The organism is Xenorhabdus cabanillasii, assembly GCF_003386665.1.
In the GTDB taxonomy this organism is placed as follows: domain Bacteria; phylum Pseudomonadota; class Gammaproteobacteria; order Enterobacterales; family Enterobacteriaceae; genus Xenorhabdus; species Xenorhabdus cabanillasii.
Genome location: NZ_QTUB01000001.1, coordinates 3341666 through 3356811, shown reverse-complemented (window position 1 = coordinate 3356811; position 15146 = coordinate 3341666). Strand labels below are relative to the sequence as shown.

The following is a 15146-nucleotide window of genomic DNA, read 5'->3' as shown; positions in this document are numbered from 1 at the left end:
TATGGGGTACTATTTTTATAATTAAATTAATTGTTTTTGTATAAATAGGTTTTCATAATAGTGATACACTCAAATTTTGAAGATTCTTTACTCCTCGCGGCGCGAGGAGTAAAGAATTAATCTGCCGTGTTGAAATGTTATTTTTTATTGATGGTTAAAATCATTCTTGCAATTAATGGATATGTCATTATTCTTGTATTACATAACTGATATAATTTGCTATCCTTTTCAGATTTTTCTGCAAGCTCACCAGTATACAGGCACATTCTAGCCACTATTTCCTCTTGAGGCGAAATACGTATATCATTTATAGTAAATGCATCTTCTTCACTATTAAATCTCACCAAATCTTCAATATAATCAAATGTATTATTTCTATACATAAGACGAGGTGTTGCACTATCATTTAATGATATATAATAAATTTCCGGGGAGTACCAAGGTATGATATTACCAAATAAACTAATATTTGAATCATTAGGAACAAAACCAAGTGCATATCCCAAATGCCTAACTAACAGGATATACATATATCTTTTCACTGCCTCTCCGCGGTTATGAACATCACTAAATGTTCTCATTATAAACTCCATTCTGTTTTCATTCATTTCCACGATAAAATTATCAATATATATACCGTATCGATTAACAAGGTTATTACTACGTAACGCTATGGTATTTAAATAATTAGTTTGTGGAATATAGGATATTGCAGGTTCAATACCCGCTCTCCCGGCTATCATATTTAAGGATGAAGAATGTCCAATAAAAAAGTTTGCTTGTTCTCCTAAACGGACACGCCTGATGCTTAACTGAGGATATACATTACGGATAAATGCTCTCCAAAAATCTACAGCTGAATCAATTTGGTCTGTATAATCAATTCTATGAGTTGCCTGATCAAACTCAACATGAGCTATCGCTCCTCCAGGCGGAATCGCGTAAATAATGCTTCCTCCATAAGCTTCTACAGGATTATAATTACGATCTTCACCTAGTTGTGTTGTTTTGGCTCTGTGTTTAATTTCTTCACTAGCAAAAATATAAGGACTTTTAGAAAAAAATAAAAACAAACCAATAAATAACATTAAGGATAAGTATTTTAAGTAAATTTTTTCGTTCATAATGTTTAATCCGTTTAATTTAAATTAATTCAATTCTGATATCTCCAGATGTGTTTATTTTTATTATTTAATACATTTTATCTTAATGAGTCTTGCATAAATAATAATATTCAAAATTGCAGAGCATTTCCTGACACCTTGTATCGTCAGGTGTCAGGAATCGTAATGGGTTAATTGTCTCATTATTATGAAAAGGAATTTATTACCCTATCATACTTATATATTTTTTTGTGGTATATATTATTAATTATCTTCGATCCCTGAAAAACATTATCGCATTAATCCGTTTTCCTTTACGAGTCACTATTGAGATTTTAGAATCATGAAGACACCGTTGCCGGACTGTTCAGCAGTTTATGGTGATTCATGGTTTCTGGAATTATACGGTAGCTGGGAACAATTTCTTCCATACCACAATAGTTTCAAATCAAAATCAGTTAATTGTCTAAAATTTATTATTTTCATTTGCGTGAGTAAATTCATAACTAATGATTCGATAAATGAGATTTAACTTGAATATCATTTTGTTGCAAACTTGTCGTTACAACTTTTTGTTACATTTCTAGTACGAGGAGTTAAAAAATGTCAGATAGCAATACCATTCAAACTCATTCCTTTCATGCTGAACCTTTCCAAGACCTGAACCTGAAAGCACATTGGATGCCGTTTAGTGCTAATCGTCAATTTCAACAAGATCCACGGCTGATTGTCTCTGCGGATGGGCAGTGGCTAATGGATGATAAAGGTCGTCGCATTTATGACAGTTTATCAGCATTATGGACTTGTGGAGCGGGTCACTCACGTTCGGAAATCCGTCAGGCTGCTTCAGAACAACTCGGCACGTTAGATTATTCTCCAGGTTTCCAATATGCCCATCCTCTGTCATTCAGATTGGCAGATAAAATCGCTCAACGGATGCCCGGTAATTTAAACCATGTCTTTTTTACCAATTCAGGTTCAGAGACTGCTGATACAGCGTTAAAGATAGCGTGTGCCTACTGGCGTATAAAAGGACAAGCAACAAAAACCAAATTGATTGGCAGGATGCGTAGCTATCATGGTGTTAACGTCGGTGGAACAAGTCTTGGCGGTATTGGTGGGAATCGCAAAATGTTTGGCCAAATGATGGATGTTGATCATCTGCCACACACTTTGCAGAGTGATATGGCATTCACCAGAGGGATTCCATCAACGGGTGGTCCTGAATTGGCCGATGAGTTATTGAATCTTATAGAACTACATGATGCCAGTAATATCGCGGCCGTTATCGTTGAGCCTGTTGCCGGCTCTGCTGGTGCGATTATCCCGCCACAAGGTTATTTACAGCGTTTGCGGGAAATATGTACCCAACACAATATCTTGTTAATCTTTGATGAAGTTATTACTGGTTTTGGTCGTATGGGATGTTGGACGGCCGCAGATTATTTCGGTGTCACACCGGATATCCTCAATTTCGCCAAACAGGTTACTAACGGGGCTATCCCTCTTGGCGGAGTCACTGTTTCCAGTGACATCTATGATGTTTTCATGTCACAACCACTTCCTGAACACATGATCGAATTCAACCACGGCTATACTTATTCAGCTCATCCCGTTGCCTGTGCTGCTGGTTTGGCTACTTTAGAAATATTGGAAAAAGAAAACCTGATCCAACAAGCCGCTGCATTAGTCCCTCATTTTGAACAAGCACTACACGGACTCGAACATTGTCCAAATGTTGTTGATATTCGTAACTGTGGTTTGATTGGGGCAATTCAAGTCGCGCCACGTGACGATGATAGCAATGTTCGTCCTTTTGAAGCGGGTATTGCGCTATGGAAAGCAGGTTTTTATGTCCGCTTTAGTGGTGATACTCTGCAATTTGGTCCGATGTTTAATGCTAAACCCGATGACCTTGACCGCTTGTTCAATGCAGTGGGTGATGTTTTACATCGGATTAAGTAAAGGAAGTCGACAATTACGCATCTCATTAATGGTGAAATGACCATTGCTGGTGGCAGAACTTCAGCGGTATTTAATCCTGCAACGGGTGCTGTGATGCGGCTCAGTTCTCCTTCCCAGGTATTCATCCAATCTGAGCAGTAAGATACTGCTCAGATTCCGCCCATATCTTTCCCTGAGATGGAAAAATGAACGTTGGTAATCTATTTTTGTATTTGTGAATCCCTGCATAAAGCCTGATGAAGATCTCAAACTTAAAATAAATTTTAACTATTATTATCTTTCGTGCGTATATGTAGTTCATTGAATGTATTCTCCATTTTAAACCTGGAAAATTAACTGAGGCGAAAATGAAATTACGTAAGAAGATCGAAGCCCTGATTGAGCTGAATGAAGATTCCAAAATAGCAGCAGACAAGATATGTAAGCTTTTTGAAAAAGAAATGACTGGAAGTATGAGCGGGAATGGTTGGTTAGATGAAGACGAATTATTAGAAATATTAGAGGAAATATTCGGTGATGAAGAGGATGAGGACGAAGGCCTATTCTCATAAACCGAAAAAGTTTTTTTCTTCTCTCTTTCCTGACATGAGTCCACTTCCTGCTGTAAAAATCTTAGAAATATAGTTTCCTTATGGAAACTATAATCATTAGTTTATTTTTATATTCCCCGTAAATTTTCTAACAAACACAAAATATGATTTCCATTTGGAAATCATGTATTGCAGTGCTATAGTCAGCCACCTGACAGAATAAATGTGTGTTTTCTCCCCCGGTGTTGGTATGAGTCACGCGTGAAAGGTGAATTAAATGAGAAATCATGAACAAAACACAATTGAAATTCGCGGTGCGAGACAAAATAACCTTAAAGGAATTGATCTGCACATTCCTAAAAACGTTATCACTGTATTCACAGGTGTTTCAGGTTCAGGTAAAAGCTCCCTTGTGTTCGGTACAATTGCTGCGGAATCTCAAAGACAGCTTAATGATACTTTCCCGCCTTATATCCGGCATCGGTTGCCATACTATGGTCAGCCGGATGTGGATGAGATAAATAACCTCACTACTGCGATTATCATTAACCAAAAACGTATTGGTGAAAATGTACGTTCTACGGTTGGTACAGCGTCAGATATTTATACTTTGCTGCGACTTTTGTTTTCCAGGATCGGTAAACCCTTTGTTGGTTATTCCAATATCTTCTCGTTCAATCACCCATCAGGTATGTGTCCAAACTGTGAAGGACTGGGTATTGCCAGCACCATAGATATTGAAAGACTGGTAAATGAAAATAAGTCATTAAATGAAGGGGCAATTCAATATCCCACATTCGCGCCGGGTACTTGGCGGTGGCGCCGATATGTTCATTCTGGTTTGTTTGATAATGACAAGAAAATTGCTGATTACACGACAGAAGAACGCCGACTTTTACTTTATGCAGATAACGTCGTACCGGTAGCGCCTTCCCCTGACTGGCCTAAATCTGCCCGATTTGAAGGCGTTATTACCCGATTTACGCGCAGTTATCTGGTTAAGGATAGCAAAGAGCACAAAAGCGAAGAATTTCAGGACATTGTTTCAATGAAACAGTGTCCTGTCTGCCACGGGCAGCGACTCAATAAACGTATCCGTTCATGTTTAATTCAGGGTAAGAGTATCGGTGATTGTGTAAATATGCCGATTGTAGAGCTGAGGCAATTTATAGCAACATTAAATGATCCTTCAGTAAATACACTGCTCAATGCGTTAAAAGTACGTTTGGCGTCAATGTACTCTGTTGGCCTTGGCTATTTAAATCTTAATCGCTCAACAACGACATTATCAGGAGGAGAATCTCAGCGTTTAAAGATGGTGCGTCATTTAGGCAGTAGTCTCACCGGAATGACTTATATCATTGACGAACCCAGTACTGGTTTGCATCCGGCTGATATTACAAAGCTTAATGTACTGATTCAGCAACTACGTGATAAAGGTAATACTATTTTAATGGTCGAGCATGATCCCGATGTCATTAAAATTGCAGATCATGTGATTGACTTAGGTCCCGGCGCAGGGGACAACGGTGGAGCCGTTACTTACCAAGGTGATCTTAATGGCTTACGTATCTCCGGGACATTAACCGGAAAATATTTGTCCCAAATAACCCATCTTAACCGAACCCCAAAAGAACCCGTTAGCTATCTCCCCATCAGAAATGCAACATTGCATAATCTAAAGGAAATTTCTATTGATATACCGATGGGGGTCATGCTTGCCGTCAGTGGTGTGGCTGGCTCAGGTAAAAGTTCCCTGATTATGGGGGAGGTTGTTCCTGAATGTATAAATGCTGTTGTTATTGACCAAAAACCTCTCCATACCTCTAAGCGCTCTCATATTGCGTCATGGAGCGGAATTTTTGATCACATTCGGGAGCACTTTGCGCTGGCTAATAATGTGACCAAATCATGGTTTTCACCCAATGCCAGAGGTGCATGTCTGGAATGTAACGGATTAGGCGTAATTGAAACTGATTTGGCTTTTATGGATTCTGTTATTTTGCCTTGTGAGGCTTGTCAGGGGCAGAAATACAATAAAAAATCCTTAAATTATAAGTATAAAGGTAAAACGATAGTTGATCTGATGAATATGAGTATTGCTCAGGCAACAAGCTTTTTTGAGGGCGATAGTCAGATCCAACCAACATTAGTACATATTCAGGATGTTGGATTAGGTTATATGCGGCTTGGGGAGTCTCTTGATCATTTATCCGGTGGCGAATGCCAAAGATTGAAACTTGCATCTTACCTTAATAATAAAGGTGATATGTATGTCTTTGATGAACCAACAACCGGGCTTCATCCTTCAGATGTGGCGGTTCTTATTAAGTTATTTCGCCGTCTTGTAGAGCAGGGAAACTCTGTCCTGATCATTGAACACAACATAGACATTATCGCGGAAGCAGATTGGATCATTGATTTAGGTGAAGGTGCGGGAACTGATGGTGGACAAGTGATGTTCAGCGGCACACCACAGGAGATGTTTGAACAGGGTAACTCATTGACAGCCGAATATTTACGCCAGCACTGCCATAAAAAATAGTCTTATCTTAAATATTGTATTTAAACTCTTCCTGATTGTTTAACTCCATTTCTCATAATACTGGAGTTAAACATTTTATATTAATAGATTAATTTACCCTGCCTGAATAATATAAATGGTCTTTTATTTATCCACACATTGTTAATTTTTAAAGTCATTTGACTGATTTCAGAGTTGCGTTGTAGACTTTGTTCTATCAAAATTTTTAGACAATTAAAATCAATATCTTATTGAGAATATATATCTGACAGGATTATTTCTCTTTGAGCCCATTATTTAGTATATCTGAATTAATTTACATTATACCCAATGGATTTCAGGCTGAACAGCCAACAAAGAAAGATGAAGGGTATAAATATGCGGAGGTTTTCTGCATGAATACAAAAAATATCGAGCAGTCATATGCTATACCGGATCTCCTATTTAAGATAGTGAATCAATATCCAAATAAAACAGCATTGATATTTAATTCTGAGGTACTGTCATATCGTGAACTTTGGCATCAATCAACCCAGATAGCCTCTGTTTTGCAGAGAATGGGGGTTAGAAAGGGCGATAAAATTGCTGTCAAGTTAACTCGTTGCCTTGAGTTATATTTGGTGTTGGTGGCGTTGATCCGGCTTGGTGCTGTTGTCGTGCCACTTAGCCAGAGTAATCCTGCACAATATCAGGCAGATTGCATCAGGACCGCCGATGTTAGTTTACTGATCTCAGATACTGATGAGATGCTCAAATCAAAAGAAAATAGCTCACTCATAAATTGCCCGTTTATCTCTGTAGAAAATCTGTTTTTGGAAACTCGTGATTTAGGTTATATACCAGTAGTGTTTGAGACACTCATTGCGACAGATCCAGTGATGATATTGTTGACATCAGGTTCAACGGGTAAACCCAAGAGTGTGATTATCCGTCATTGTGGTTTAGCCCGCCTTGCGATTCCTGCCAGCCAATTAGGTAATACAGATAACGACCGTTATTTACAGCTTACGGAACCCGCATTCGCAGCGAGTACCAGTGAAATTTGGATGAGCCTTCTTACTGGAGCTACGCTTGTTATTTATCCGTCAAATATTCCTGATTTAGTAGAAATTAATAACATTATTGAACACCGGAATATCTCCATTCTTTTTCTATCCGGCGGGCTCTTCCGGTTATTTGTAGAAGTTTCCCCTGGTACTTTACATAAGCCTAATTGTGTGATTGTTTCAGGAGATTTTGTTAATCCCAGACTATTTTCATTTGCAGCCAAAGCAGGCAAAGGACGTATATTCAATGGCATGGGATGTACTGAAAATTCATCTATTTCCGCTATTTATGAGGTATTACCAACTGAAATACTCGATCCTGATACCCCTGTTCCTATTGGCTGTCCATTTCCTCTTGTCAAGATGGTCGTACTTGATGATAACTTAGAAATTTGTGGGCCGGATATTCCGGGAGAACTTTGTATTAGCGGTGCAGGGCTTGCCGAAGGATATTCAGATCCTGTGTTAACCAAAGAGCGTTTTGTCTGGTTAGATCTTAATGGCAGTTATGAACGCTATTACCGCACTGACGATCGGGCCAGAAGAGATAAATTCGGCAATATTACACTACTGGGGCGTGGCAACCACATATGTAAAATTCGTGGGTTTAGAACCGAAATTACGGGCGTGGAACATATACTACGTTCACATCCTCAAATAGAAGATGTCATTGTAACTATAGAGCAAACATCTAATGAACCGCTGTTACATGCCTGTTATCTGAGTAAATCAGGCCCGCTACCCGATATTCAGCTGCGCGAGTTTATGAATGCAAAATTACCGTCTTATATGGTTCCAGAACGAATTACCCATGTTAACTCTTTACCGATGAATAAAAATGGTAAACGTGACCGGCTCAAGATGGCTCAGCTTATCGCTGATGGAATGCACAAGCAAAATGACTTTGAACGTGACTCTGTACAAACAAAGATTCTCTTAATCTGGGAAGAGATTACGGGTTACAAAGATCTTGATCCAGCAACTTTATTTTGGGAACAAGGTGTGAACTCCCTTCATCTAATCAAGTTAGCCTCTCTTGTCAGCAAAACACTTGGGGTCCATGTTTCGCCTGCTGATGTTTTTTCAGCGGGTAGTGTCGAAAAATTAGCAACTCAATTAAGGAAAAATTGGCTGGAGAGAAAAGATGGAAAATGAAACTTTATACAAAGCAGTTAAGGATACATTGGATAACTATTTACAACAGCATTTACAACGAAATAGTGAAAACAAATGGCATTGTCGTGAATACGACCTGAGTACTCTTTCTGCTAATGATGCCAGCCGATGTGCAGATTTACTCTCTGAATTCTTGGATCTGTCGGTGAATACACAAATTATCCTTTCTTCTTCCTCACTAGATAATTTGGTTGATAACTTAATCGATTATGCACCTGAATTGAGTAGCAGGACATATGTACCCAGTACTCAAGGACAAAAAGGATTATGGTTACTTGACCAGGTACTGATCCAGCCTGAATGTTACAATGTCCCACTACTTGTAGAAATAGGAGCGTATTTAGACCACCATTTGCTGGAAAAGGCCGTCACTAAATTTGTTGAAATCACGCCGGTTTTACGCACACGCTTTGCATTTAACCAAAATCAGCTTTATCAAGTCATAGAACAACCCGGTAATATTCAAATTGTCCATAAAACGCTTACTGAGGTCATTCATCCGGAAACAGTTATTCAACAGATGGCGTCTAAACAATATGATTTGGCAAAAGGACAGTTATTCGATATCTGTTTGATAACCGATGAGTCAAAACAGTGTTGGCTGATATGTTGCTTCCATCATATTATCGTCGATGCACCTTCAGTACGCATTATTGTAAAAAATATTCTCAAATATTATTGTCATTTACTTGAAAGCGAATTGTTTGAGAACAAATTGCCTGAAAACAGTTATCAAACCAAACCGATTAGAGACAGAGAATGCCATTACCTGAAAATCGGTGCCGACTATCTGGAATTTACTCAATGGCAACAAGAACTATTAGCCAGACCTGAAACTTCCATCATGAAAAACTATTGGAAGGAGGTGCTTACTCCTTATCCTCCTATGATAGATCTTCCGACTGATTATCCCAGAAAAGAAAGCAAAGGAACTAAGGCGGGTTATCTTAACCTGCAACTTAGCCATGATGACGTACTGAAAATATCTCAGCAGGCACTAAACCTTGCAATGACTCCCTTTATGTATATGGCCATGTGTTGGCAGATTTTGCTGTATAACCTGTCTGGTCAGAAAGATATCACTATCGGAATTCCCTTTACGTTGCGTGATAACTCTGATTTTGAGGAGACGGTGGGATATTTGGTCAACACACTACCATTCCGCTCGTATTTAGATGCAGATATGACAGTGAATCAATTTGCAGCATCAGTTAGTAAACGTTTTATTCAGGCTCATTTAAACAAACAATTACCCTTTGCTGACATGGTTGCTGATACGGGGCAGAACTTTGGTTTAGCTAACCCTGTGTTTCAGACACTGCTTGTCATGATCGACACTACCAATGATGCACTCCGGGATTTTCCTTTTCCAGTAAAACTCTCCGAACAATATATTCAGGCAGCTAAATATGATTTAACCCTCTTTATTAAAACAGAAACATCCAATCAGTTAGTGATGGAATTTAATGCCGAACTATTTGAAGGCAACACGATACAATATTGGCTGAAACTATACAGGCAAATCACTTTATCTATCGGGGAATGGGGGGAAAAGACTCTGGGTGAAATTGAGATACTGACACAAGATGAACAATTTTACATAGCTAATCGTTCAAGTACGCCACTTTCTGACACAGGTAATCAATGTGTTATCAGGGAGATTGAAGTGTATGCGAAAAATCATCCGAATAATATTGCGTTAATGACACGCTACAACCATTGGTCTTATGGATGGTTAGATCATCGGGCCAATCAGCTGGCTGAATTCATCTGTACAAATTACACCATCGGTGTAGGTTCACGGGTCGGATTATTGTTAAATCGAAATGAAGATTCTATCGTTGCTTTACTGGCCGTTTTAAAAACCGGTGCATCCTATGTTCCGATTGATCCCGGTTATCCTTCGGAACGTATTGAATACATGCTTCGGGATGCAGCGGTGGATTGTATCGTCACCACAAGGGAACTTGTTGCAGTAACATCTGCATCCATCGCCAAAATTATATTAGATGAAATGGTATTCGCCCAGAATGTTAATTGGCAATCAGTACAACGTAAACCGGATGATGAGTTATATGTCATTTATACATCTGGCTCAACAGGTCAGCCTAAAGGAGTACGTTTACTGAATAAGACACTGTCTAATCTGCTGGAATGGCAAAAAGGGATCTCCGACTGTAGTGAAGGTGATTGCACTCTGCATTACATGTCTCTGTCTTTTGATGTTTCCGTGCAGGAAATATTTGGTACGTTGTGCACCGGAGGCAGGTTATATATTGCAGATGAAGAGGAGCGTAAAGATCTGCATTATCTTCAAAATGTCATTGAGTTAAATGGAATTCGCCGCGCATATTTTCCCTATATTGCGCTGCAACATTTGGCTCAATTAACAGTCATGAACAAAGCCCAATTACCGACACTTAAAGAGGTCTATTCAACTGGTGAACAACTGGTTCTTACTTCTGACATTAAGCATATGTTTAATGCTGACCGAAGACTGATTAACCTCTATGGCCCGTCAGAAAGTCATGTCTGTTCTGCTTATAGCATGCCCAAAGATGTATCTTTATGGGGAGATAGCGCATCAATCGGATATCCACTACCCGGATTTACCATGCTCGCGCTTGATGAACACAAACGCATGGTTCCTGCGGGTGTAGCGGGCGAACTTTGGATTATCAGTGACTTTCTCTCTCCCGGTTATCATAACAAAGAGCATGAAACCCAAACGCGGTTTCTAACCGGAAACTGGCCAGGTATACTTAGCCAGCATGCTTATAAATCGGGTGATCTGGTAAGGCTAAAATCTGATGATACATTTACGTATCTTGGGCGTCTGGATAATCAGTTAAAAATTCGTGGATTCAGGATTGAACCATCGGAAATAGAAGCGGTACTCAATTCATTAGATGGTGTGACAGTGTCTGCTGTTATTGGCAAGGAAGTCTCCGCAGGTAACAAAATGCTGGTGGCTTTCATAGCGAAAACCGTAGCTACAACAACCATGACCACAACTACGACATTAGAACACGCTGAGCTATTAACTGAATTACGTACTCATCTGCCAGATTATATGATCCCAAATGAGTTTGTATTTTTGTCTGAGCTTCCAACAACCCCAAGTGGAAAAATTGACCGTAAGGCATTACATGGTATTGAAATAAACCAATTATCAGATTTTTCAGCAGATAAGCTTGAAAATAGTATCTTTGAAGAATATCTGACTCCAATCGAGCAAAAAGTAAAATCACTATGGCAAAAAATTCTGCCAAATCGACAAATTAAAGCAGGAGATAACTTCTTCAATATTGGAGGGCATTCACTGTCAGCAACACAATTGGTGTATTTATTACGCAAACAATTTAATGTCGATTTTCCACTTAAGTTACTGTTCAGCACTCCCACTTTACGTGATATGGCCGCTTCTGTTGATATCTATATGAATAGTGACCAAAAAAACAATAACGAAGTGAATAACAAATTCATTAACGACGCATCCATACAGCACGATTGGACTTCTGTTCAGCAACTAAGCTCATCGGAAAATGATGGTGTATTACTCACCGGAGCAACGGGCTTTTTAGGTATTTATCTTCTTCGTTCGTTACTTCAGCGACTGGCTGGTAAAGTATTTTGTTTAGTCAGGGCAACAGATAACAGTGCAGGCTTAAACCGTATAATAAAAAATGCTCATCGTTATGGTATCGATCATGACATCGATTTTTCACGTGTTGAAATTGTGGCAGGGGATATTGCTGAAACCAGATTTGGCTTAAATGAGGAAGAATATCAGTTATTGTCAGAGCAGGTATCTAAAATCTATCATGCAGCCGCTCATATTAATTTTGTTCTCCCATACAGTTCTGTTAAAGGGACAAATGTAGATGGTATTGTAGAAATCATTAACTTCTGTTGTCATCACCAGCGCAAGAAACTTGAATACATTTCTACTATCGCTGTATTTGCATCAGACTATCCTAAGCAACCCATTACAGAGGATTGTTTTCCGGATCACCCGGATTCACTATCTATTGGTTATACCCAAAGTAAATGGGTAGCTGAACAATATATACAACAAGCCAGAACTCAAGGTGTCGATATCAATGTTTACCGAATAGGGCGAATATCCGGTGACAGTGTCACTGGTGCATGTCAGGAAGATGACTTTCTGTGGCGTCAGATTAAAAGTTTTATCCAAATGGGAATTGCTCTATGCCCAGAATTATTAAATACAGATCTATTGCCTGTTGATTTTGTCAGCCAAGTCATTGTTACATTGTCAGTTTCTGATAGCATATCCGGTCACCATAACTTCCATTTATTTCACCCTAAAGGCACTGACTTTACCCCTGTGTATCTGGCACTTAAATACAGAGGGTATAACATCAAAACTGTTTCTCAGTCAGTCTGGTTGGAAAAACTCGAAAAGATGGTCGTCAATGGCGATGAGGTAGCATTAGGTTCATTGATTCATCTTTTTAAAGAACAGACTTTGAATATTAGTAACAATACCTATAACAACCAAATTACACGTCAGATGATTAAAAATTGTGGATTTGATTTTCCGGATATCACTGTAAGAACTTTTACGAAATTGATTGCTTATTTTATGGATAAAAAACACGAACCGGAATATAAGTAAGTGGCTGTGAAATAATTTTCCTCCTTGATTTTTACTGTTTTTTAGCCGTATATATACCCGGTGGATTTCAAGTTGTATCCAAAGTAAGAAGGTCATATGGAAACGGATAATCAGAATACTCATGATGCGGCAATAACACCCTTTGAAGAGGCATTAAGCAGACTCCAGTGCGTTCTTGTCGCAAGAAGAACCATTACAAATCCGGAAGGTGTCTCCTGGGCACAATATGATACCTTATATTTACTTCGACAGTATCAACCCATAAAACCCAGTATTATTGGCGAAAAGCTAGGTTTTACCCGTTCAAAAACATCTAAGATCCTGCGATCACTGAAAGATAAAGAACTCATTGAACAGGAAGCAGGGGAGAGCGATAAGCGTGAATTGGTGACTAAATTAAGCCAGAAGGGATTAATGTTTTTACAGCGAGCCGAATCCAGCAACCACAATATGGCTGATATTGTGGCTGCTAATATGTCTCAAGGCGAAATTGCTATATTTACAGAGCTGTGTAATCGTGCAACAGACCTCTTATATGCGCAAACACCGATTTGAGATTAATCCAGCTCAGCTAACTTATGTGTATTTTTGTGCAGCGATTCTTCTATCTTTGCGATCTCTGATTCGAAAACTAAAAATCTGGATCGTAGATCTTCCAACTCTGCCGATTTTTCCTCAGGGGTCAGAAAAGAGTATTGAATGCTGTTAAACACAGTTTTCTTGATATCTGCATATGATGGCTTGTAGTTTATGGCAAAAGTTACAAATTCCTGAGTTAAGTCACTACGGAGAACCCCAGGGTCATCAGTTGATATCACGAAAGGAACGCCATAACGTTGATAAAGTTTTATCGGGTGCTTGTTTTCTTTTACTCCAAGAATAAAGCCATTACTTGTCAGATTTATTTCGATAGGTATTTTCTTTTCTTTCAGTATGCTGAGTAATTTCAATGCGTTCTCCTCCCTGGCGATAGCAACGCCGTGACCGATCCTATCAGCTCCTGCTATATCTACAGCATATTGAATATGATTTGCCAGCTCCTCTGGTGGAACCATTCCATTAACCAGTTCCCCCGCATGCAGAGATAAATGAACATCAGGGAAAAGCGTTTTTAAATGCCGAAACATCAACATGTGCAACTTATAGTCACGCATTGAGATATAATCATTTTCCGCTCCAACAATATTCACACCAACAATCTTTTTGCTGGCATTCGCCGCTGAAAATGCCGAATATAAACTTGAGAATACAATAGCACGTGGCTCATCACGATAAACATAGGCTTGAATTCGAACACGAAATTTATCATCGTCCATCCCAGAAATCGCAGCTTCTCCTGTTTGGATGTAGTCAGATATGCTTTGCGCAAAATTTGGATCCTTAGCCATAAACTCCACATAGGGAGCCAGAGCTGCGAAAACGACGTTTTCATCAGCATTCGGATCTAACGCATCAAGCGCTTTCGCAAGATCTGGATATTCAACAGAAGGCGCCTCTTGCAAGATGACTTCTAAATACTGAACGTTTTCATATTTAGCCCGATTTTTTAATTTAGTAAATCCAGCTATTAAATTTTGATTTGCTAACGGGCCGAAATAATTAAAGGTGTCAAAAAGGTGTTGGTCCGGAGCTTTCTGTATATCATAATGGTTATAGAAATCTTTAGTTGACCATACTTCTAACAATTTTCGGTAGAAGGGATAATTTGCGATGATCTCATCCTTATTGAGGCAAAATTGCTGACTTCCTTCCGGGAGTTGATTTTTCGGACGTGTTTCTACCCGATAAATTTCTATTTTAAGTTTCGGCTCAGTCCTGTCATAAATGCAATATCCTTTATCACCTAACAAGTCAAGATAACTCTCTGCAAATATTGCACCAGAGTAATGAAGATGAATATCTGCACCCTTAGGCATCATTCTTATTGCCATAGTTAGCTCTGCAATATTCGGATCATTAGTCTCAATCAGATTACTGAAGAAACGCGCAGTTGCTGCTTCGTTTTTCTCCACTAAATCTGTGTTTACTTTATCAGCATTAACCAAACAAGAAAATAACATCAATAAAATGGCTACAATAGGTAAAGCATTCATGACCTTTTTCCTAGTTTCGATGTTTGTTGAGTGAATTACAGGTGTACCAGGAGAGAAGTAGTACTAC

General features: G+C 39.0%; 8 protein-coding genes. 6 read left to right on the top strand and 2 right to left on the bottom strand.

The window, feature by feature from the left end:
* Positions 1 to 137: 137 nt before the first annotated feature.
* Positions 138 to 1124, bottom strand: coding sequence for a hypothetical protein (locus BDD26_RS15205; protein ID WP_115827014.1), 987 nt, complete (start codon positions 1122 to 1124; stop codon positions 138 to 140).
* A gap of 582 nt (positions 1125 to 1706) precedes the next feature.
* Between BDD26_RS15205 and aptA the strand changes: the two genes are divergently transcribed.
* From aptA to BDD26_RS15170, 6 genes are all read left to right on the top strand, one after another.
* The gene (aptA, locus tag BDD26_RS15200; RefSeq protein WP_115827013.1) at positions 1707 to 3068 is read left to right on the top strand and encodes an omega-aminotransferase AptA; all 1362 of its coding nucleotides are present in this window, start codon (positions 1707 to 1709) and stop codon (positions 3066 to 3068) included.
* Positions 3069 to 3415: 347 nt separating this feature from the next.
* On the top strand, positions 3416 to 3619 hold the full coding sequence (locus BDD26_RS15190) for a hypothetical protein (protein WP_038265080.1): 204 nt from the start codon (positions 3416 to 3418) through the stop codon (positions 3617 to 3619).
* A 256-nt stretch (positions 3620 to 3875) separates the two neighbouring features.
* A complete protein-coding gene (locus tag BDD26_RS15185) occupies positions 3876 to 6143 on the top strand; it encodes an ATP-binding cassette domain-containing protein (RefSeq protein WP_115827011.1) in 2268 nt (755 codons plus the stop codon).
* A gap of 374 nt (positions 6144 to 6517) precedes the next feature.
* On the top strand, positions 6518 to 8323 hold the full coding sequence (locus tag BDD26_RS15180; protein WP_147299024.1) for a non-ribosomal peptide synthetase: 1806 nt from the start codon (positions 6518 to 6520) through the stop codon (positions 8321 to 8323).
* Entirely contained in the window at positions 8313 to 12986 is a 4674-nt protein-coding gene (locus BDD26_RS15175) for a non-ribosomal peptide synthetase family protein (RefSeq protein ID WP_115827009.1), read from the top strand. The genes BDD26_RS15180 and BDD26_RS15175 overlap by 11 nt, the downstream gene beginning before the upstream one ends.
* 96 nt (positions 12987 to 13082) lie before the next feature.
* Positions 13083 to 13541: a MarR family winged helix-turn-helix transcriptional regulator gene (locus BDD26_RS15170; RefSeq protein ID WP_038265086.1), complete on the top strand. Its 459-nt coding sequence runs from the start codon at positions 13083 to 13085 to the stop codon at positions 13539 to 13541.
* Positions 13542 to 13543: 2 nt separating this feature from the next.
* Here BDD26_RS15170 and BDD26_RS15165 read toward each other — a convergent pair whose 3' ends face one another.
* On the bottom strand, positions 13544 to 15079 hold the full coding sequence (locus tag BDD26_RS15165; protein ID WP_051502391.1) for an amidohydrolase family protein: 1536 nt from the start codon (positions 15077 to 15079) through the stop codon (positions 13544 to 13546).
* Positions 15080 to 15146 lie beyond the last annotated feature (67 nt).

Coding starts and splice junctions, on each gene's coding strand:
- BDD26_RS15175 (WP_115827009.1), top strand. CDS start 8,313: ATGGAAAATGAAACTTTATACAAAGCAGTTAAGGATACATTGGATAAC.
- BDD26_RS15165 (WP_051502391.1), bottom strand. CDS start 15,079: ATGAATGCTTTACCTATTGTAGCCATTTTATTGATGTTATTTTCTTGT.
- BDD26_RS15190 (WP_038265080.1), top strand. CDS start 3,416: ATGAAATTACGTAAGAAGATCGAAGCCCTGATTGAGCTGAATGAAGAT.
- aptA (WP_115827013.1), top strand. CDS start 1,707: ATGTCAGATAGCAATACCATTCAAACTCATTCCTTTCATGCTGAACCT.
- BDD26_RS15185 (WP_115827011.1), top strand. CDS start 3,876: ATGAGAAATCATGAACAAAACACAATTGAAATTCGCGGTGCGAGACAA.
- BDD26_RS15180 (WP_147299024.1), top strand. CDS start 6,518: ATGAATACAAAAAATATCGAGCAGTCATATGCTATACCGGATCTCCTA.
- BDD26_RS15205 (WP_115827014.1), bottom strand. CDS start 1,124: ATGAACGAAAAAATTTACTTAAAATACTTATCCTTAATGTTATTTATT.
- BDD26_RS15170 (WP_038265086.1), top strand. CDS start 13,083: ATGGAAACGGATAATCAGAATACTCATGATGCGGCAATAACACCCTTT.